The sequence below is a fragment of the Bradyrhizobium forestalis genome (genome assembly GCF_002795245.1).
Taxonomy (GTDB): domain Bacteria; phylum Pseudomonadota; class Alphaproteobacteria; order Rhizobiales; family Xanthobacteraceae; genus Bradyrhizobium; species Bradyrhizobium forestalis.
Window position 1 is genome coordinate 113,957 of the sequence record NZ_PGVG01000019.1, and the last position, 19,413, is coordinate 133,369.

The following is a 19,413-nucleotide window of genomic DNA, read 5'->3' on the forward strand; positions in this document are numbered from 1 at the left end:
AGTTGCAAAAATGCCACTCTCTTCCCACATGACCGGCAGGTGGGGCGGGGAGCCCTTTGAACAATTCGATTTCTTGAAGGAGACGTGACGAATGCGCGACCCCTATGAGGTCTTGGGGGTGCCGCGGAGCGCCAGCGCTGCCGCGATCAAAAGCGCCTATCGCAAGCTGGCCAAGAAGCACCATCCGGACAGCAACAAGGGTGACCCGAAGGCGGCCGAGCGCTTCGCCGAGATCAACTCGGCCAACGAGATCCTCGGCGACGAGGACAAGCGCAAGCAGTTCGACCGTGGCGAGATCGACGCCGAGGGCAAGCCGCGCTTCCAGGGCTTTCCGGGTGGCGGCGGCCCACGCGGCCGCACGGGGCCTGGCGGGTTCGAGAGCTATACGTTCCGGAGCGGCGGTGCGGGCGGCCCGGGCGGCGGCGCGTTCGAGGATATCCTCAACAGTATGTTCGGCGGCGGAATGCGCGGCGCGCGCCCCGGGGCCGGCGGCGGCGCCCAGTTCGAGTTCGACACCGGCGGCATTGGGCTCGATCTCGATGTCAACGTTGCCATGTCCGTCTCGCTGGAGGAGTCGGCCAAGGGAGGCGAGAAGCGCGTCCGGCTGCCGACGGGCAAGGAGCTCAACGTCAAGATTCCGGCCGGCGTCACCGAAGGCCAGCAGATTCGGCTCCGCGGGCAGGGCGAGAGCGCGCATGGCCATCCGCCCGGCGATCTCCTGATCACCATCAACATCGCGCCGCACCCGTTCTTCAAGGTCGAGGGCACCGACCTCAGGATCGACCTGCCGGTCACGCTTTACGAGGCGGTGCTCGGCGGCAAGGTCCGCGTGCCCACCCTCGGCAATGCTGTGGAGCTCTCGGTCCCCAAGAACACCTCCAGCGGCCGGACCTTCCGCCTCAAGGGCAAGGGGCTGCCGAAAGCCGGTGGAACCGGGGATCTCTTCGTGACCATCAGGATTATGCTACCGGACGGGAACGACACAGAGCTTGAGGCATTGATGGAGAAATGGCGGGACCAACATCCCTACAATCCGCGTAGCGGGCTCGGCTAGCATACGATCCGGACCCGGAGGACCGCGCCGTTAGCGCAAAGTGCAACAGCGGTTTTCGTGCCAAACAAGAGGGCGCTATCCGAGGCCAACCTCGACGATCGGAGCATTCTCTTCCCGAAAGGATGATGCTCAACATACGCCTGAAGCGCATTGCGCTTCGACGCTGACGTTTGAGACGTGTCGGCTGTCCGGCGGGACAGCCGACAAAAAGGTGCGGCCTCGAGAGGGGGACCAGCGCGGTACCAAAAACCCCAATCGAGGCCGCCCGCGTCGATCGGCGGATCGAACGCCACTCATAATCGCGTGAACACCCGGTGCGATAATGAGACGCGTCGATGTCCTGATTCCAAATTTTCGATGACGGAATCTGGGCACCGCGCCTGTGCAGTTGTCTAGGTGCCGTTTTTCTCTGCTTGGTCGTAGACGGCCTGCGCCACCCGAGTCAGCCGCTCGCGATCACTGCTGCCGCTGACGACGTAGCCGACGCCGCGCTCGGCCCAGAACAGCGCGCCGTCCTTGTCCGTTTTGGCGTAGCGCATTTGCGTTGCACCATTCTCGGTCTTCGCGGAGTAGATCGTGTACCGCTCGCCCGAGGCGCCCTCGTACATCAGGAACGACGCCGGACCGTTCGGTCCCGGCAGGAGCCGGCCGCCGACCAGCTTCAGTCCGCTCGCCTCCAGGTTCGGTGCGAACACGGTCCAGCCGCAGCGTCGGGTCAGCCAGGCTTGCAAATGGTCGCGCTCGCTGCCGCCGACCTCGACGGGGTGGCGGACCTCGACGACATAAAGGCGATGGGCGTCGAGCGCGTCCGCCGTAAAGCTCTGGAAGGTCGAGGGCGTGTTGGCGGCACCATGCGCGACCCAGCCGGCCGTGCCGCCGGCGACGAAAGCAACCAGCACGGCCGCGGCGGCGCCATAGAGCCATTGCCGCGGGCGGCGCTCCAGCCGCTCCAGCTCCAACCGTGCCGGCACCGGTTCCTGGGCAACGGCATCGTAGCGGGCGTGCAGCATCTCAGCCATGGCACGCCAGGACTGCACGCGCTCGGCCTCGTCGGGATGGGCGGCAAGAAAGGCCTCGACGTCGGTGCTGCGCTCGGCCGGCAGCTCGTCGTCGACATAGGCGTGCAGTTCGTCCTCGGTCACTGGGATCTTGCGGTCGTTCATATCGGTCGTCTCTGGCTCTGCGGCCCAAAAAATCGTTCGTGGCTCAACTTCGCTCGCGTCCTCGGCAGTCTGCGGGCGCACGACACGCGATGCATCATTCCGTCCTCATTTCACCCGCCTGAGCGCCGGGCGCTCGCCCTCCAGCGAGGCTTTGACGTGGGCCCTGGCGCGCGCCAGGCGCGACATCACGGTGCCGATCGGCACGCCCTGGATGTCGGCGACCTCGCGATAGCTCATGCCTTCCAGCATCACCAGCAGCAGCACCGAACGCTGTTCCTCGACGAGGGTGGCCAGCGCCTTCTCGATGTCGCGTCCTTCGGCCTCGGTCCCGCTGGCATCCGGGTTGTTCTCCGTCAGCGGCATGAATTGCGGGCGCCTTGCCAGCGAGCGCCGCCGGTTCTTGTTGAGGTTGGTCAGGATCGTATAGAGCCAGCTCCTGACGTCGCCTCCGAGAAACAATCGCTCCGAACGGAGCGCGCGCACCAAGGTGTCCTGCACCAGATCGTCGGCCGCATCCGCATCGCGCGTGAGCGCGCGGGCATAGCGGCGCAACGCCGGGATCATGGCTTCCACACTCTGGCGAAACGCATTCATTGCGGTCTTGATGTCCCCAGCGTTCGGCGCGAGCGCCTCAACCATCATAACACCCGAACGGAACGGCTATTCCGGCACTCGAAACAGCGTTAACGCCGCGGATTAGGGCTGTACCGCAGGGGAGGGCTGGTGTACCTCCAGACCTCAACGAGAGCTCGACGGGACGTTCAAAAATGGCGCAGAATTCAGGTCTGATGCAGGGCAAGCGCGGGGTGATCCTCGGCGTTGCCAACAACCGCTCGATCGCCTGGGGCATCGCCAAGGCATGCCATGCCGCGGGTGCCGAGCTCGCCTTCACCTACCAGGGCGATGCGCTGAAGAAGCGCGTCGAGCCGCTTGCCGCCGAGATCGGCGGTCTCGTGCTCGGTCATTGCGACGTAACTGATGCCGCGACCATCGATGCCGCGTTCGCGGTGCTAAAGGAGAAGTGGGGCAAGATCGACTTCCTGGTGCATGCGATCGCCTATGGCGAGCAGCTCGACGGCCGCTACGTCGACACCACGCAGGAGAATTTTTCGAAGTCGATGCTGATCTCCTGCTATTCGTTCACGGCCGTGGCGCAACGCGCCGAGAAGCTGATGACGGACGGCGGCTCGCTGATCACGCTCTCCTATTACGGCGCCGAGAAGTGGATGCCGCATTACAACGTGATGGGTGTGGCCAAGGCGGCGCTGGAAGCCAGCGTGCGCTATCTCGCCGCCGATCTCGGCGAGAAGAACATCCGCGTCAACGCGATCTCGGCGGGGCCGATCAAGACGCTCGCCGCCTCCGGCATCGGCGATTTCCGCTATATCCTGAAGTGGAACGAATATAACGCGCCGATGCGGCGCAACGTCTCGACCGAAGACGTCGGCGGCAGCGCGCTGTATTTCCTCTCCGACCTCTCGCGCGGCGTCACCGGCGAGGTGCATCATGTCGATTCCGGCTACCACGTGCTGGGCATGAAGCGCCCGGACGCGCCTGACATCTCGCTGAGTGGCAAGGATTAACTTTCAGCCGACATGCCGGTGCCCACGATCTACTTCCTTCGCCATGGCGAGACCGAGTGGAACGCGCTCGGCCGGCTCCAGGGCACCAAGGACGTCCCGCTGAACGCACGCGGCCGTGGTCAGGCGGTGCACGCTGCCGGCGTTCTGGCTGATCTGTTCAAGCGCGACGGCAGGGACAGAGCGGCGCTGCCCTACGTGTCGAGCCCGCTCGGGCGTGCGCGTCAGACCATGGAGCTCGCGCGCGGCAAGCTCGAGCTGCGGCCTGCCGACTATTCCCTCGACGACCGCCTGCGCGAGATCGGTTATGGTGTCTGGGAGGGGCTGACGCTGGCGGAAAGCGAGGCCTCGGATCCCGATGTCTATGCAAGGCGCCTCGCCGACAAATGGACGGTGGCGCCAAGCGGCGGCGAGACCTATGCCGCCGTGCAGCTGCGTATGCTCGACTGGTACGAGTCGGTTCTGGTCGATACCGTCACGGTCGCCCACGGCGGCACCTGCCGGGCCCTGATGGTGGCCTTGGGGCTCGAGACCCCCGCCACCGCCGCCGAGCTCTATATCGAGCAGGGCGCCGTCTACGTGTTCCGCGACGGGCGGCTGGAGAAGTTTAGCTAATTCCATCCCGTCATCTCGAGATTCCGGGTTCTATGCTGCGCATCGCCCCGGAATGACGGGAACAGGGTTGAATGCCGTGGCCCTCGGGGCTACGACGTTGACATACAACGTTTATGTAAAGAGTAAGCACAGGCGACAGCCAAGCATGTCCTTCAACACCTTCGGCCACATGTTCCGCGTCACCACCTTTGGCGAGAGCCACGGGGTGGCGATCGGCTGCGTGGTCGACGGCTGCCCGCCCATGATTCCGCTCACCGAGGCCGATATCCAGAAGGACCTCGACCGCCGCCGTCCCGGCCAGTCGCGCTTCACCACCCAGCGCCAGGAGCCGGACCAGGTCAAAATCCTGTCCGGCGTGATGGCGCATCCGGAGACCGGCGTGCAGGTGACGACGGGCACCCCGATCGGCCTCCTGATCGAGAACACCGACCAACGCTCGAAGGACTATTCGGAGATCAAGGACAAGTTTCGTCCCGGTCACGCCGACTTCACCTATGAGGCCAAATACGGCCTGCGCGACTATCGCGGTGGCGGGCGCTCCTCGGCGCGCGAGACCGCAATGCGCGTTGCCGCCGGCGCCATCGCGCGGAAAGTGCTGCCTGACGTGAAGGTGCGCGGCGCGCTGGTGCAGATCGGCCCGCACAAGATCGATCGCGCGAAGTGGGACTGGGACGAGGTCGCCAAGAATCCGTTCTTCTGTCCCGACAAGGACAAGGCCGCGTTCTTCGAGACCTATCTCGACGGCATCCGCAAGAGTGGATCCTCGATCGGTGCGGTGATCGAAGTCGTTGCCGAAGGCGTGCCGGCGGGACTTGGCGCGCCGATCTACGCCAAGCTCGATTCCGATCTCGCGGCTGCGATGATGACCATCAACGCCGTCAAGGGCGTCGAGATCGGCGCCGGTTTTGGCGCCGCCGAGCTCACCGGCGAGGAGAACGCCGACGAGATGCGCACCGGCAATGACGGCACGCGCTTTCTGTCCAACCATGCCGGCGGCGTGCTGGGCGGCATCTCCACAGGACAGCCGGTGGTGGTGCGTTTCGCGGTGAAGCCGACGTCGTCGATCCTGCAGCCGCGCCTTACCGTCGATCGGAAAGGCGCCGATACCGAGATCTTCACCAAGGGCCGCCATGACCCCTGCGTCGGGATCCGCGCCGTTCCTGTCGGCGAAGCCATGATGGCCTGCGTGCTGGCGGATCATTTCCTGCGCGACCGCGGCCAGGTGGGACGCTGACTTCTTCACCTCTCCCGTAAGGAGAGGTCGGATCGCATCGAAGATGCGATCCGGGTGAGGGGTTACAGACTCCACGGTCTGCCGCGGCCCCATATCAATCCGACCTCTCCCCGACGGGGAGAGGTGAACCTCCCGTCGCGGCACTAGCTCTCCGAGCAGCTTGACGGGCCCACAACTTCGTCCGCAAATGCGGACATGAACAGCTTCCAGTTCCAGCGCATCTCCAACTGGCTGATCGACGGCGCCTGGTCGTCGGTGGAGCCGGCCGAGATGATCGCAGATTTCTGCGAACGTCTGGTCGCGGCCGGCCTGCCGCTGTGGCGGTTCGGCATCTTCATCCGCACACTGCATCCGGAAATCTTCGGCCGCAACTTCATCTGGAAGCAGGGCGAGGACGTCGAAATCGGCAGCGTCGATTTCGAGATCCTGGAGACCCCCGAATTCGCCCGCAGCCCGCTCCGCGTCGTGTTCGAGCAGGGGCTGGAGGTCAGGGGGCGCGCGAACGATCCCGACGGCAAGCGTTTTCCGTTTCTCGACGACATGCGCGCTGAAGGCGCGACCGACTATATTGCGGTGCCGGTGCCGTTTCTCGATGGTTCCATCCACGCGACGAGCTGGATCACGCAGCATCCCGGCGGCTTCAGCGACGACGACATTGCGGCGATCCGGGCCATCATTGCGCCGCTTGCGCGCGTCAGCGAGATCATCAGCCTGCGCCGTACCGCCGAGATGCTGCTCGACACCTATGTCGGCAACCGCGCCGGCGCGCGCATCCTCGGCGGCCAGATCCGCCGTGGCCATACCGACACCATGCAGGCGGCGATCTGGCTCTCGGACCTGCGCGGCTTTACTGCGCTGTCGGACCGGCTGCCGGCCGAGACCGTGGTCGAGATCCTCAACGGATATTTCGACTGCCAGGTCACCGCGATCCGGGGCCATGGCGGCGAGGTGCTGAAGTTCATGGGCGACGGCCTGCTTGCGGTGTTCCCGATCGATGAATATGTCGGAGATGCCGCCCATGTCTGCGCGCGGGTGCTGGAGGCGGCGCGCGAATCCCGCGCCAGCGTCGAGGCGCTGGCGCACCCGGTCGGCGACGCCGTCGAGCGTTTCCGCTTCGGCGTCGCGCTGCATGTCGGCAACATTCTCTATGGCAATATCGGCGGCGGCAACCGCCTCGACTTCACCTGTATCGGCCCCGCCGTCAACCTTGCCGCAAGGCTGGAGAAGATCACAGCTCGCCTGGGGCGGACTGTCGTCGCCTCGGAAGGTTTTGCCAATGTCTGCCGCCACGATTGGCACGAGCTCGGCGAATTTCCGATCGCGGGGTTTTCCAAGGCGCAGCGTGTGTATGGGCTCGCCGAGGAGACACCGGTGGTAATGGCTTGACGCGCAATGAGCTGAATGTCGTTCATCGTCGCAAGACGAAGCGCTATTCCTCCGGCTCCGTCGTGAACAGCAGCGGATAGCCCTTGGCGCGGCCGGCGTCGGTGGCGCGCGTGGCCTTGGTCTCGGCGACGTCTTTGGTGAATACGGCGACGACGCAGGCGCCAAGCTTGTGGGCGGTAATCATCACCTTGTAGGCCTGATCCTCGCTCATGCGGAACTCGGCCTTCAGCACCAAGGTGACGAACTCACGCGGCGTGTAGTCGTCGTTGATGAGGATGACCTTGTGCAGCCGCGGCCGCTCGACCTTGGTCTTTGTCCTGCTTCTCGGCTTGGTGACGGCGTCGTTCATTCCGCCTCCTGGACACGGCGGCTTTGGGTTCCCTGCCGCAGCGATCAGCCCGCGGCCTTCGCACCATATTGCAGGACCTGCACCTTCTCCAAGGTGATCAAACCGCTCGACATCATGCCGTCCAGGATGGGCAGGAATGCGTTGATGTTATCCTCGCTGTCGACGATCTCGATCAGCAGTGGCAGGTCTTCCGACAGTCGCAGGATCTTCGAGGTGTGCAGCCGGCTGGACTTGCCGAAGCCCATGGGACCGCGCAGCACGGTGGCGCCGGCCAGATGTCGCTCGCGCGCCGTCATCACGATCGCCTCATAGAGCGGCTTGCCGTCGAAATGGTCGCTCTCGCCGATGAAGATGCGCAGTAACACAGCCTGATCGGGGATTTGCATGCTCAGCTCCTTGTCAAGCGATTGTAGCGGCTCGCCATCATATGCCCTGCCCATACCGACACCAGCCAGCAGATCACGGATGCCGCGACATAGGCGAGCGCCGTGTACTTCATGCCGCCGTGGAGCAGGCGGAAGGTCTCCAGGCTGAAGGCCGAGAAGGTGGTGTAGCCGCCGCAAAACCCGGTCATGACGAATTGTCGGTGCTCGGGCCGCGCCAGCACGCGGCCGTCGGGGCCGGTCAGCGTCGCGTAGAAGCCGATGATCAGGGAGCCGGTCGCGTTGATGAACAGCGTCGCAAAAGGAAAGCCCGGCCCGGTGTCGAGCGCGAGCCCGACCAGATAACGCGTCAGCCCGCCGACGACGCTGCCGGCCGCAACCCAGGCGTAGAGCACGAAGCTGCGCCAGCGCTCGGCGGAAGGGGAGCTCATCAGCCTCTAGCCTCCCAGACGATCCGCAAGGAGGAAGCCGCAGCTGACGGCGGCGAGGCACAGCCCGACCGAGCACACGACATTGCCGAGCGCCGAGAGCGGCTCGCCGCCACGCGCGAGTGTCAGCGTTTGCAGGCTGAACGAGGACACCGTGGTGTAGCAGCCGAGAAATCCGGTCACGGCGAACAGCCATGGATTGGGGGAGGCGAAGACCGAACCCGAATGCGTCGCCAGCGCGCCCAAAATGCCGATCAGGAAGGCGCCGGTGACGTTGATGGTCATGGTGCCCCACGGAAAGGTTTCGCCCAACCGCCGTGCGATCGCGCCGGAGACGAAATAGCGCGCGCAGCCGCCCAGCGCGCTGCCGATCACGACCGCAATTGCTCCGCTCAGCACGATGAACAGCCCCCCGTCATCACTTTTTCTCTGCCGCCAGACCGTTGCCGACGGCGAGCAGCCCCACGAGCGAAACCAGCGCGAAGCCGAGCCCCGCAAGGAACGTTCCTGCCGGACCGTAGGCGTCCCACAAGGCGCCCGCGATCACGCTCGCGGCCAGCAAGGCAAGCCCGGTGAACAGGTTGAAATAGCCGAATGCGGTGCCGCGCAGGCTCGGCGGCGCGGCGTCGGCGACGAGGGCGGAGAGCAGCCCTTGCGTCAATCCCATATGCAGGCCCCACAGCACGACGCCGAGCGCGAGGCCAGCCAGATTCGGCAGCAGCGCCAGCGCGAGGTCGGCGCCGGCGAGGAAAACGAGGCCGAGCGCGAGCAGGCCGGTCCGGTTGATCCGGTCCGACAGCACGCCGGCCGGATAGGCCGACAGGGCATAGACGATGTTCATCAGCACCAGCACCGCTGGCACCCACATGGCATTGAGCCCGGTGTTCTGCGCGCGCAGGATCAAGAAGGCCTCGCTGAAGCGCGCCAGCGTGAAGACGATCCCGACTGCCACGACACGCCAATAGACCGCTCCGAGCTGCCGCATCGCGGCGAGATTGAGCGGATTCTCCGCGGGCTCCCGGCTTGGATCGGGCTCCGGCTCGTCTACCGCGAACGCGATCAAGCCGAAGGACAAGAATCCCGGCAGCACCGCCACCCAGAACACGAGGGCAAAATTGTCAGCCGTCCACCACATCAGGCCGATCGCTGCGAGTGGTCCGACGAATGCGCCGATGGTATCGAGCGACTGCCGCAGGCCAAAGCTCGCGCCGCGCAGGCCGAGGGGGGCGATATCGGCGATCAGCGCATCGCGCGGCGCACCGCGAATGCCCTTGCCGACGCGATCGATGAAGCGAGCGGCAACCAGCCATCCGACGCTGGGGGCGAGCGGGAACAGCGGCTTGGTGAAGGCGGCAAGCCCATAGCCGAGCGCGGCGAGCAGCTTGCGGCGTCCGAGCCAGTCCGACAGCGCACCGGAAAAGATCTTCGTGATCGCGGCTGTCGCCTCCGCAATCCCCTCGATGAAGCCGACGGTGAGCGTGGAAGCGCCGAGCACGGTGACGAGATAGACCGGCAGCAGCGCGTGGATCATCTCGGAGGAAATGTCCATCAGCATCGAGACGAAGCCGAGCACCCAGATCCCCTTGGGCAGCGTGGTGCGCGCAGCATTCGGTGTCGTCATCGTCACGTCTTCGCCTTCTCCTTTGGCCTTCGCCACCAGGCAACAAAAAACCCGCCATCGGCGGGTATATTCATGCTCCCGCCAAAGGCAGAGGCCCAAACATCGCCTCTCCTCAAGCAGAAGTCATCAGCCCACGAGGTCGTCGACCGCCGGGCGGTTGTCGGGGGACTCCATCCCCATCTGTGCGGCCAACCCTAGCATGGAAATCGTGCCGGGCAAGTGGGCGGGAGCCGTGTCTCCACTGGCACCGTCATTCCGGGGCGATGCGCAGCATCGAACCCGGAATCTCGAGATTCTCAGGCGCGCAAGGGCGCGCCGGAGTTCTCGCTTTGCGAGTCCCGGAATGACAGCTCGCGAGATCGCGAGCGTTCCCGCGGCGCAAGCGCGGCAACATGGCGGCAGCTTTGCGTGGCGCGTGCCAATTCCTTAACTCGAATGTGAAGCGCAAGCGATCTTCGGCCTTTGCGGCAAGGCGATTGCATGTCACCATCGCGTCATACGACGGGAGACTGCGATGCGTTTGCTGTTCTCGATCGGGGCTGTGTTGGTGGCCGGCATGTTTGCCGGAGGGGACGTCGCGGGCATCGCGGCACCAGGACCCAAATTCGAATCGCCCAAAACTCAATCGCAGCGGCTTGCGGCCGACAAGGATGCGCAGACGGTCGACGTCGAGCTGATCCTCGCGGTCGACGTGTCCTATTCCATGGACATGGACGAGCTCGCGATCCAGCGCGAGGGATATGCGCAGGCCATCCAGTCGAAGGAGTTCCTGCAGGCGCTGAAGCTCGGCCCGAACGGCCGGATCGCGGTGACCTATTTCGAGTGGGCCGCCTCCAGCGACCAGAAGATCATCATTCCCTGGCGGCTGGTCGATGGTCCCGAGACGGCGGATGCGGTCGCCGCCGAGATCATGAAGACACCGATCCGGCGCGCTTCGCGCACCTCGATCTCCGGCGCGATCACTTTCGCGATGCCGCTATTCGACGAGGATCCCTATCGGGGCTTGCGCCGTGTCATCGACATTTCCGGCGACGGTCCGAACAACAATGGCGGTCCGGTCACGGTGGCGCGCGATGCCGCGCTCGAGAAGGGCGTCGTCATCAACGGCCTGCCGATCATGGTCAAGGAGCCGTCCTATTCGACCATGGATATCGACAATCTCGATTTCTACTACGAGGACTGCGTCATCGGAGGGCCCGGCTCCTTCGTCATCACGATCAAGGACCGCGACAAGTTCAAGGAAGCGATCCGTACCAAGCTGCTGATGGAAGTCGCCGGCCGCACGCCGGAGCGTCCCGTGATGCGCGTTGCCGACAAGGAGCCGCGCGTCAACTGCCTGATCGGCGAGAAGATCTGGTCCGATCGCTGGGGACGCTAGCGCGCCCCCGTTGGGACGTTTCGCCTCATCTCGCCCGGTGGTTGAATTTAACCGCTCGTTAACCGGTACATGGCCCTAATCCGGTCGTTTCAGTTCGTTTCCGATCGCTGCTGTCGGACGCGCGAACGAGAGCGGGTTCGTCGAACCCGTCCACCGAGCAATCCAATGGCCATCGTCACATCGAGCACCAGCCAGATTTCGCCCGCCAACGAGCGGCTGTATCACCAGAGCGCGCTGATCGGTGACTGGAAGGGCAATTGGGTGGGCAACAACCAGCCCGTCGGCTTCAAGGTCGTGAACATCCGTGGGGCCCGGGCGCAGGTTGAGTACACCCATAACGGGCACACCGAGCGCGGCTTTGCCGAAGTTAAGGGCACGCTCATTACCTTCGGCGGGGTCACGGTCGGCACCAAGGACGGCAAGAACATGGTGCTGCTGTTCTCCTTCGGGGGCGCCGGCAAGCAGACCGCGAATCTCGAGAAGCAGGACCCGCCGGCTTCCGACAGCCGCCTGATGGGAAGCTGGGGCGGATATTCGTCCGCCAACGGCAAGAGCGCGAGCTTCAAGGTGCTCGCCGTCAACGGCAAGGAGGCGCAGGTCAGCGTCACCACGGACGGCATCACCCGCCAGGGCACCGGCATCGTCTACAAGAACGTCATCATGTTTGGGCAGGCGCAGATCGCGACCGACGACGGACAGAACGGCAAGGTCATCTATCAGGTCGGCACGAAATCCTTCATGGTGCCGGTGACGAAATATCCGCCGGCGGATTCGTCGTCTTCCGTCGACAAGACGGCATAGCGTTCACGGCGGTGTCCCGCCGGGTTGCGTCAACGTCTTCAATTGCTGGTCGACTTGCCGCAGCATTGCGCAGGCCTGTGCGAAGCCGCCATCAGCGACGCGTTGCCAGATTTGGTCGGACTGCTCCACCAAGTGGCGTCACGGCCGTGGCGGCGGGATCGTCAGCGATGTCCTTCGCGGCGGCCAGCACCCGTTCGGTGTCCAGCGGAATCGCCGTCTTATAATAGAGGCCGATATCGTAGTCCGACGCCGCGTGCGCGCTGCCCCGCGCGCGTGAGCCGCCGAGCACGACAGCCTGGACGCCCGGCACGTCGGCAAGAACGGATTTCAGGCGGGTGAGCAACGGATCGTGCGGCATCAGGTGCAGTTCCCCGAAAGGCTTGCGGCCGCGAGGCCGGTGCGGTCACTCCGCTGGCATTGATGATGGTCGAGGAGTATAATTTCGAAAGTTCTTGACGGTCATCTGAATGTCCAACCTCGCACGTTCATGTCTCCTTGCAGCTCTCGCAGTGCTCTGTCTCGGCGGAGAGCCGGCTCAGGCGCAAGTCGCGCCGCTGAGATATTGGATCCCCGGCGGGCCTTTCGGCCTCGGTGGAGGCGCCGGCCAGAGCTCCGACATCTACGGCAACTTCCCGAGCTTCAATGCCGGCGATGCGGCCTGGCGCACCAGCTATGCGAACGGTTTCTTCGTCGGCAGCGAGCGCGGCAATTTTGGTTGGAGCGGCTTCAATCAGGCCGGTTCGGCCGGCAATTTCAGCGCGCTGTCCTATGACAGCACGCAGTTCGGCTACAACACCAAGACGGCCGGCGGCATGCCCGTCACGTTCTTCGCTGGTTTCGAGACGCTGAAATTCGGCAACGGCATCGGCAGCTCGCTGGCGCCGCTCACCTCCAGCGCCGCGCCCGGCTATGGCGGGTTTGCGGGTGTCGAATTCAAGCCGACCTCCAATCTCAGCCTGTCGTTCGGCGTCGGCTACACCCAGCAGCAATCGGGCCGCATCGACAGCGACATCAACTCATCGATGCTGCCCGGCGAGTCCCCGGCGCTGGGCGGATTGCGGCGTTAGAGCATGATCCGGAAAAGTGTGAAGCGGTTTTCCGAAAAGATCATGCTCAAACAAAGCCCTAAAGCGCGATGACGATTCATCCAAATCTCATCGCGCTTTAGGATTGCATCACCAGCTCCGGCGGACGCCGCAGCGATTTCGGCAGGTTCGGGCCGGTTCCGAAGCGCATCACGATATCGGGGCGCCGTCCACCGAGTCCGAGCCAGGTTGCAAATTGCGGCCTCAGTGCCGCCACCTCAACCGGCTGGTTGACGAAGGAATATTTCAGTCCCAGCGCGGTCGCCTGCAAGCCGAAACGCTGGCAGGCGCGGCCGACCGCGATCCAATGCGACTTGTCGCTGCGATCGGCGGCGAGCACGATGACGCCTGCGGAGCTGTCGAGCTGTTCGCGGTATTTCTTGTTTTCGCCGCGCTCGGTGAAGAAGAGCTTCAGAACCGGCCGTGCCAGCCATGAAGGCAGCGAGGGGTTTCCCGACGCGGGGGAGAACAACCCGTCCATGGTCGCGAGCGCCTCCGCCTCGTTGAAGCGGATCCAGCTGACGAGCTCGTGCATGAACGCCGTGTCGCGCATCTGCGCCGAGTTGCCTTCGAGCACGTAGTCGGTGACTTTCGCCATCCCCGCACGCTCGGTGATCAGGATCGCCGTGACGTTGGGTTCGCGGCAGGCGTTCTCGAGCTGGTGCAAGATCTCGGGCGCGGCAGGCTTGCCGGCGAAGGCCGCACGGGTGCATTGCCTGACGGGAATTGCGTCGGCCAGTGCCGATGCCGCAGGAGGGGCCTCCTCGAGCGTGATCACGATGCGATCGCCGTCCACGACCGGATCTGCGTGCCAGCCGAGCGTGGACGCGGCGAGGATGAGGTTTTCGGCGGCACAGCCGAGACTGACGAAGAGGTGATGATCGTCCGGATCGACAGCCGGACAGCGGCGCGTGAAATCCGGTGCAATCGCGATGACATTGCCGCGAACCGAGAAGATCCACGGCTGGGTGTTGTGGCTGTTGGCCGCGAGGGTAGCAAAGCGCACGAGCTCGCGATCCCTCGGCGCGGCTTGCAGCGGAGCCCGCGATGCATCCACCACCTCGTGGTAGGTCATCGTTGCTCCTGTGGCAGGAGACACGCTGACCGCAGCCGCGGACAACCCGAGCGCGGTTGTGATGAACTGCCGTCGGTTGAACACGAACGTCCGCTCCCTGCCGTTGCGCAGGATGCGTTAGCACCAACGGACGCGAGAACGATTGACCGGAATCAAGCTGGGATGGCAGCAATTTGGTTTGAGTATCACGACACGCCCGCCACCAGCGGGCGTTGCAGGTGCCGGGTCATCAGGTCGGCTGCTTCGGCGTAACGTCGCGTTTCCAGAACGTCGAGCAAGCGCAAATGCTCGCGCACATGCCGCCGCATGCCGTCACGGTCGGCGAAGCTGCGATAGGCGAACAGGCGTCTGATCGAGTTCACCCGCTTGAGCGCTTCCAGAAAGAAGGGGTTGCCCGCTCCGCGGATGATCTCTTCATGGAATTCGCAGCCGGAGTGAAAGATCTCGCCGATCGTCATCTTGTCAAGTTCGCCCTCGAACACACGCTGTTGGCGCTCCCGCAAGCGTACGATCACCTCCTGCGGCAGTGCAAAGCCGGGCTGCATGATCGCCGCCGGCTCGATGACCGCGCGAAACGCCTTGGCCTGCGCTTGAGCTTCGGGGCTCGAGACCGTCTCTGCGAAGCGCCAGCCATAGCCGGGCAGGCGTGCGATCCAGCCCTCGGCGGCGATCCGGTCCAGCAGCCGCTGTAGCTCGGCCCGGCTGAGGCTATAGCGGCGCATCAGCTCGGCCTCCGTGACGTCGGCCGAGAGCCGGCTCGCGAGCACGTCGCCTGCGATGGTCGCATAGACCTGCTCGCTGCGCCTGACGGCCGCGAGCGCTGGTTGGGCCGCGCCGCTGGTCGGATTCTTTGCCAGCACAAAGCCGCGATGCGGCTCGCCGCGCGCCAGCCCCGCCGCTTCCAGCGCCTTCAGGCCGAGCCGGATCGGCGCGCGCGAAAGGTCCAGCGCATCTGCAAGCCTTTGTTCGATCAGGCGGTCTCCGGCCTTCATGCCTTCGCGTCGGGCGAGCGCCATGATCAGCCCGGCGAGATGTTCGGCGCGTTCGGAACCGTTCTTGTCGCTGCGTTGTCGGGAACTGTCGGATGCGCTCATTGCGGTGCACGCAAGTTTTAGGGCTTGACAGACTGTCCCATGGATTGTTCTTTTATGCAACAATATACAATCGACCAGGGAGAGCCCGATGGCACGCGCGCCCGATGTCCACATTTGCGAGGTCGCCCCCCGCGATGGTCTCCAGAACCTGGACATCTTCGTCCCGACCGAAGCCAAATGCGCGCTGATCGACACAATCGCCGCTGCGGGTGTCCGCGAGATCGATGCCGGGTCGTTCGTCCCGCCGAAGGTCGTGCCGCAATTCGCCGACGTCGACGCGGTGATGGCGCATGCGCTCACGCACAAATCGGCGACCATCGGTGCGCTGGTGCCGAACCCGAAGGGCGCCGAGCGCGCCATCGCAGCAGGCGTCAACGCCGTCTATTTCGTCATCTCGGCCAGCGAGACGCACAACCGCGCCAATGTGCGCCGCTCGGTCGACGAGCAGGTCGAGGGGTTTCGCGCGGTCCGCGCCGCGATCGACGCCCGGCCGGTGGGGCAGCGGCCGCAACTGATGGGCGCGATCTCCACCTCCTTCGGCTGCTCGCTGGAAGGCGAGGTGAGCGAAGCAGCCGTGTGCCGGGTTGCGCGGGCTTTTGCCGAAGCCCGTGCCGACGAGATCGGGCTTGCCGACACCGTCGGTTATGCGACGCCCAAATCGATCCGGCAGATCGTCGCGGCGGTGCAGCGCGAGGTTGGGTCGCAAATGACCCTGCGGCTGCATCTGCACGACACGCTCGGTGCCGGACTTGCCAATGCCGTCGCCGGCCTCGAAGCGGGCATCCGCCGTTTCGATGCCGCAGTGTCCGGCCTCGGTGGCTGTCCCTTTGCCCCCGGCGCGCGGGGCAACATCGTCACCGAGGATCTGGTGTTCATGCTGGAGCGCATGGGACTCTCCACCGGCATCGACCTCGACCGCCTGATGCAGACGCGTGAGATTCTCGCCCGCCATATCCCGGCAAAACATCTGACCGGACATCTGCACGAGGCCGGTGTCCCCAAGGTCCTGCGGAGCGCGGCATGACCATGGCTGCGCGTGAGACGGCATCGGAGCTTCGTCCGCTGGCGGGCCTTCGGGTGATCGAGTTCAGCCAGATGGTGATGGGGCCGAGCTGCGGCCTGATCCTCGCCGATCTCGGCGCCGACGTGATCAAGGTCGAGCCGCCCAAGGGGGACCGCACCCGCACCTTCAAAGGGCCCGCCGCCGGCTTCTTTGCGACCTACAGCCGCAACAAGCGCAGCATCGCGCTGGATACGTCGACCGCGGAAGGCCAGACCGTCGCACGCAGGCTGATCGAGAGCAGCGACGTCCTGATCGAGAACTTCCGGCCGGGCCTGTTGAAGCGGATCGGTCTCGACTACGAGAGCGTCGCGGCCTTCGCGCCTCGCCTGATCTATTGCTCGCTCAAGGGCTATCTGCCCGGCCCGTACGAGAACCGCCTGGCGCTCGACGAAGTCGTGCAGATGATGGGGGGCCTTGCCTACATGACCGGCTTGCCAGACCGGCCGATGCGGGCCGGCGCCTCGGTCAACGATGTCATGGGCGGCATGTTCGGCGTGATCGCGATCCAGGCTGCGCTCGCCGAACGGCAGCGCACCGGCCGAGGTCGCTACATCCAGAGCGCGCTGTACGAGAACAACGTGTTCCTGATGGCGCAGGCCATGATGTGCGAGGTGGTCAGCGGCCAGCCCTCGATCCCGTATTCGATCAAGGACAGCCCGTGGCCGGTCTATGACCTCTTCGATACCAGGGACGGCTCGAAACTGTTCGTCACCATCGTCGGTGAAGAGCAATGGGAGGCATTCTGCCGCGCCTTCGATCGTGAAGCCTGGCTCGCTGACCCGCGCTTTGCGACGAGCAACGACCGCGTCGATCATCGCAACTGGCTTATCCCGGAGATCGCGAAGATCTTCAAGCAATGGGACAAGGCCGATCTCGCCGCGCGCCTCGAGCAGCTCGATCTACCCTACGCGCCGGTGAACAAGCCCGGCGATCTCTTCGACGACCCGCATCTGAACCGGTCGGGTGGCCTGACCGACATTCGGCTTCCTGACGGCCGCGAGGCCAAGACGCCGCTCTTGCCGATTTCCATGGACGGAAGGCGCCTGCCCAACCGCTACGACCCTCCTGAGATCGGTGAGCACAGCGGCGAGATCCTGAGCGAGATCGGGATGTCTGCGAAGGACATAGAAGTGCTGCGGCAAGCGGGGACGATCAAGGTCGCTCCGTCCTGACCGATCGACGCAACCGAACAAAACCAAGGGAGGAGGAGCACATGAGCATCACCAGGCGCCAGGCGCTGATCGCGGGCTCCGCGTGGGCCGGCGCATCGCTGCTGCCGGGACAGTTGCGCGCCGAGGCCAAGCAGGTCTCGCTCGCGTTCGGGCCGGTCTCGCCGGTCTACGCCATCGGCATGATCGCGGAGCTGAAGGGGTACTTCAAGGACGAAGGGCTCGATTCCAAGCTCGTCACCGGCAATGCCGGCACGTTCGGCCGCCAGACGTTGGCGGCGGGGCAGGCGCTGTTCGCGCATGGCGATGCCAGCCATCCGCTCCAGCTCGGTGCGCGCGGCAAGCCCTGCAAGATCCTGCTCGCGACCGAGATGGTGTGCTCCTACGCCAGCATCATGGTCCGGCAGGACCTCTACGACAGCGGCATCAATTCGGTCGAGAAGCTCGCGGACTATAAGCGCGCCGACGGCGCCAAGCCGATCGTCGCGGCGACCGCCATCGGGTCGGGCACCTGGGTGTTCGGCACCTATGTGTTCGAGGCGCGCGGGCTCGGCGGCAAGGTGAACTGGGTTGCGGGCGGCGGCACCAACACGATGTTCCCCTCGCTCCAGACCAAGCAGTTCGACGCCATCATGGCGCCGCCGAGCTGGATCGTCGAGGTCGAGAAGAAAGGCTTTGGCAGGACGATCTACGACACGTCCAAGCCCGGTGTGTTCGAGAAGGATTTCGGCGGGACGCTGCCCGTGCTCGTGATCTACACGCTCCAGGACACGGTCGAGCAGGACAAGGCAATGGTGCAGGCCTATGTCAATGCGATCTACCGTGCGATGGCGTTCGTGAAGGCGACGCCGCTCGCGGAGGTGCAGGCGCTGGTCACGCCGAAATACTTCGCAGGGATCGACCCCGATGCGGTCAGCGCCGAGCTCGGCTTCGACAAGTCGACCTGGGCCTATGACGGTGTCATCGAAAAAGCCTCGTTCGAACGCGGCGCCAAGCCCTGGTACCGCAAGGGAACCGATATTCCCGAGACCAGATATGAGGATGTCGTCGACATGAGCTTCCTCCAGGCGGCCAGGGCGAAATACAAATGATCGCCGCGCCAGGCCAGGGCCTCGCGCTCGCGCATGAGGATCAAACGGCGGCAGCGCGTACGCGCATCGCCGTGCAGGGGCTTGCCAAGCGCTTCAACGCGTCCGGCCGCGAGTTCGTGGCGGTGGACAACGTGTCCTTCGAGGTCAAGCAGGGCGAATTCGTCGCCCTGCTTGGTCCATCCGGCTGCGGCAAGAGCACCATCCTCAACATGGTTGCGGGGCTGCTGCCGCGCTCGGGCGGACGCATCCTGATCGACGAGGACACAGTCGAAACCGGCAAGGTCAACCCCAGGGTTGGTTACGTGTTCCAGCGCGATACGCTGTTTCCCTGGCGGACCGTGGAGCAGAACATCGGCTATGGGCTGGAGATCGCGGGACTGCCGAGGACCGAGCGCGCAGGACGGGTTGCTGCGGCTGTCGAGAAGGCTGGCCTCTCGGGCTTTGCGCAGAGCTTTCCGCGGATGCTGTCCGGAGGCATGCGCCAGCGCGTTGCCTTGATGCGCACGCTGATCCTGGAGCCCGAGATCCTGCTGATGGATGAGCCGTTCGGTGCGCTCGACACCCACACCAAGCTCGAGATGCACAAGACGCTGCTGGAGATCTGGGAGCGCGAGCGGCAGACTGTGCTGTTCGTGACGCACGATCTCGGCGAAGCCCTGACGCTGGCGAGCCGCATCATCCTGCTCTCGGCGCGGCCCGGGCGGCTCAAGGAAGATTTCGACGTCGCCATCCCGCGTCCGCGCGATCCCGTCGCCGTGCGCGAGACCGCCGAGTTCGGCAGGCTTTATTCCCACATCTGGCATTCCCTCGGCGAAGAATTCCGCCGCACCAGGGCCGATTGACC

The 19,413-nt window shown here is 64.8% G+C and carries 22 protein-coding genes and 1 riboswitch; of the genes, 12 read left to right on the forward strand and 10 right to left on the reverse strand.

What is annotated here, in order from left to right; genetic code table 11:
• The first annotated feature begins 91 nt into the window (after positions 1 to 91).
• On the forward strand, positions 92 to 1,054 hold the full coding sequence (locus CVM73_RS22375; protein WP_100234017.1) for a DnaJ C-terminal domain-containing protein: 963 nt from the start codon (positions 92 to 94) through the stop codon (positions 1,052 to 1,054).
• Positions 1,055 to 1,446: 392 nt separating this feature from the next.
• Here the strand turns inward: CVM73_RS22375 and CVM73_RS22380 are convergent, their stop codons facing one another.
• Together CVM73_RS22380 and CVM73_RS22385 are read right to left on the reverse strand one after the other, a co-directional pair.
• Positions 1,447 to 2,217, reverse strand: a complete 771-nt coding sequence (locus tag CVM73_RS22380) for an anti-sigma factor family protein (RefSeq protein WP_100234018.1) — start codon at positions 2,215 to 2,217, stop codon at positions 1,447 to 1,449.
• Positions 2,218 to 2,322: 105 nt separating this feature from the next.
• The gene (locus CVM73_RS22385) at positions 2,323 to 2,811 is read right to left on the reverse strand and encodes a sigma-70 family RNA polymerase sigma factor (protein WP_027570971.1); all 489 of its coding nucleotides are present in this window, start codon (positions 2,809 to 2,811) and stop codon (positions 2,323 to 2,325) included.
• Between the two features lie 173 nt (positions 2,812 to 2,984).
• Here CVM73_RS22385 and fabI point away from each other — a divergent pair, with 173 nt between their 5' ends.
• The 4 genes from fabI (at position 2,985) to CVM73_RS22405 (ending at position 7,032) form a co-directional block, all read left to right on the forward strand.
• Positions 2,985 to 3,800: an enoyl-ACP reductase FabI gene (gene fabI, locus CVM73_RS22390; protein ID WP_027570972.1), complete on the forward strand. Its 816-nt coding sequence runs from the start codon at positions 2,985 to 2,987 to the stop codon at positions 3,798 to 3,800.
• Positions 3,801 to 3,812: 12 nt separating this feature from the next.
• Entirely contained in the window at positions 3,813 to 4,412 is a 600-nt protein-coding gene (locus tag CVM73_RS22395; RefSeq protein WP_100234019.1) for a histidine phosphatase family protein, read from the forward strand.
• 145 nt (positions 4,413 to 4,557) lie between these two features.
• Complete coding sequence (gene aroC, locus CVM73_RS22400) at positions 4,558 to 5,646, forward strand: chorismate synthase (RefSeq protein ID WP_100234020.1); 1,089 nt, start codon at positions 4,558 to 4,560, stop codon at positions 5,644 to 5,646.
• 195 nt (positions 5,647 to 5,841) lie between these two features.
• The gene (locus CVM73_RS22405; protein WP_100234021.1) at positions 5,842 to 7,032 is read left to right on the forward strand and encodes an adenylate/guanylate cyclase domain-containing protein; all 1,191 of its coding nucleotides are present in this window, start codon (positions 5,842 to 5,844) and stop codon (positions 7,030 to 7,032) included.
• 43 nt (positions 7,033 to 7,075) lie between these two features.
• Here the strand turns inward: CVM73_RS22405 and clpS are convergent, their stop codons facing one another.
• Genes clpS through CVM73_RS22430 form a run of 5 tightly spaced genes read right to left on the reverse strand, consistent with a single transcriptional unit; the run spans position 7,076 to position 9,813 of the window.
• A complete protein-coding gene (gene clpS, locus CVM73_RS22410; protein ID WP_100234022.1) occupies positions 7,076 to 7,381 on the reverse strand; it encodes an ATP-dependent Clp protease adapter ClpS in 306 nt (101 codons plus the stop codon).
• A 44-nt stretch (positions 7,382 to 7,425) separates the two neighbouring features.
• Positions 7,426 to 7,767, reverse strand: a complete 342-nt coding sequence (locus tag CVM73_RS22415; RefSeq protein WP_100234023.1) for a DUF190 domain-containing protein — start codon at positions 7,765 to 7,767, stop codon at positions 7,426 to 7,428.
• 2 nt (positions 7,768 to 7,769) lie between these two features.
• Positions 7,770 to 8,195 (reverse strand): fluoride efflux transporter CrcB, encoded by a 426-nt coding sequence (gene crcB, locus CVM73_RS22420; RefSeq protein ID WP_100234024.1) that lies wholly within the window; start codon positions 8,193 to 8,195, stop codon positions 7,770 to 7,772.
• 6 nt (positions 8,196 to 8,201) lie between these two features.
• Positions 8,202 to 8,591, reverse strand: coding sequence for a fluoride efflux transporter CrcB (gene crcB / locus CVM73_RS22425; RefSeq protein WP_430641316.1), 390 nt, complete (start codon positions 8,589 to 8,591; stop codon positions 8,202 to 8,204).
• 19 nt (positions 8,592 to 8,610) lie between these two features.
• A complete protein-coding gene (locus tag CVM73_RS22430; RefSeq protein ID WP_167406988.1) occupies positions 8,611 to 9,813 on the reverse strand; it encodes an MFS transporter in 1,203 nt (400 codons plus the stop codon).
• Between the two features lie 110 nt (positions 9,814 to 9,923).
• Positions 9,924 to 10,000: riboswitch (Fluoride riboswitch) on the reverse strand.
• A 327-nt stretch (positions 10,001 to 10,327) separates the two neighbouring features.
• Here CVM73_RS22430 and CVM73_RS22435 point away from each other — a divergent pair.
• Both CVM73_RS22435 and CVM73_RS22440 read left to right on the forward strand, forming a co-directional pair.
• Positions 10,328 to 11,191 (forward strand): DUF1194 domain-containing protein, encoded by an 864-nt coding sequence (locus tag CVM73_RS22435; protein WP_100234025.1) that lies wholly within the window; start codon positions 10,328 to 10,330, stop codon positions 11,189 to 11,191.
• A gap of 165 nt (positions 11,192 to 11,356) precedes the next feature.
• A complete protein-coding gene (locus CVM73_RS22440; RefSeq protein ID WP_167406987.1) occupies positions 11,357 to 11,992 on the forward strand; it encodes a hypothetical protein in 636 nt (211 codons plus the stop codon).
• Between the two features lie 91 nt (positions 11,993 to 12,083).
• On the opposite strand, the gene CVM73_RS22445 is transcribed toward CVM73_RS22440, so the two are convergent.
• A complete protein-coding gene (locus tag CVM73_RS22445) occupies positions 12,084 to 12,350 on the reverse strand; it encodes a nucleotidyltransferase domain-containing protein (protein WP_100234027.1) in 267 nt (88 codons plus the stop codon).
• A 109-nt stretch (positions 12,351 to 12,459) separates the two neighbouring features.
• Between CVM73_RS22445 and CVM73_RS22450 the strand changes: the two genes are divergently transcribed.
• The gene (locus CVM73_RS22450) at positions 12,460 to 13,059 is read left to right on the forward strand and encodes a hypothetical protein (protein WP_100234028.1); all 600 of its coding nucleotides are present in this window, start codon (positions 12,460 to 12,462) and stop codon (positions 13,057 to 13,059) included.
• Positions 13,060 to 13,156: 97 nt separating this feature from the next.
• On the opposite strand, the gene CVM73_RS22455 is transcribed toward CVM73_RS22450, so the two are convergent.
• Together CVM73_RS22455 and CVM73_RS22460 are read right to left on the reverse strand one after the other, a co-directional pair.
• The gene (locus CVM73_RS22455; protein ID WP_245452404.1) at positions 13,157 to 14,152 is read right to left on the reverse strand and encodes an Acg family FMN-binding oxidoreductase; all 996 of its coding nucleotides are present in this window, start codon (positions 14,150 to 14,152) and stop codon (positions 13,157 to 13,159) included.
• 185 nt (positions 14,153 to 14,337) lie between these two features.
• Positions 14,338 to 15,360 (reverse strand): GntR family transcriptional regulator, encoded by a 1,023-nt coding sequence (locus CVM73_RS22460; protein WP_245452405.1) that lies wholly within the window; start codon positions 15,358 to 15,360, stop codon positions 14,338 to 14,340.
• Here CVM73_RS22460 and CVM73_RS22465 point away from each other — a divergent pair.
• The 4 genes from CVM73_RS22465 to CVM73_RS22480 are packed head-to-tail and all read left to right on the forward strand — an operon-like array spanning position 15,335 to position 19,411.
• Entirely contained in the window at positions 15,335 to 16,270 is a 936-nt protein-coding gene (locus CVM73_RS22465; RefSeq protein ID WP_100234030.1) for a hydroxymethylglutaryl-CoA lyase, read from the forward strand. The two genes, CVM73_RS22460 and CVM73_RS22465, sit on opposite strands and share 26 nt — an antisense overlap.
• Complete coding sequence (locus tag CVM73_RS22470) at positions 16,267 to 17,481, forward strand: CaiB/BaiF CoA transferase family protein (RefSeq protein ID WP_100234031.1); 1,215 nt, start codon at positions 16,267 to 16,269, stop codon at positions 17,479 to 17,481. The genes CVM73_RS22465 and CVM73_RS22470 overlap by 4 nt, the downstream gene beginning before the upstream one ends.
• A 41-nt stretch (positions 17,482 to 17,522) precedes the next feature.
• Positions 17,523 to 18,569 (forward strand): ABC transporter substrate-binding protein, encoded by a 1,047-nt coding sequence (locus CVM73_RS22475; protein ID WP_100234032.1) that lies wholly within the window; start codon positions 17,523 to 17,525, stop codon positions 18,567 to 18,569.
• Positions 18,566 to 19,411 (forward strand): ABC transporter ATP-binding protein, encoded by an 846-nt coding sequence (locus CVM73_RS22480; RefSeq protein ID WP_100234033.1) that lies wholly within the window; start codon positions 18,566 to 18,568, stop codon positions 19,409 to 19,411. Before CVM73_RS22475 ends, CVM73_RS22480 begins: the two co-directional genes overlap by 4 nt.
• Positions 19,412 to 19,413 lie beyond the last annotated feature (2 nt).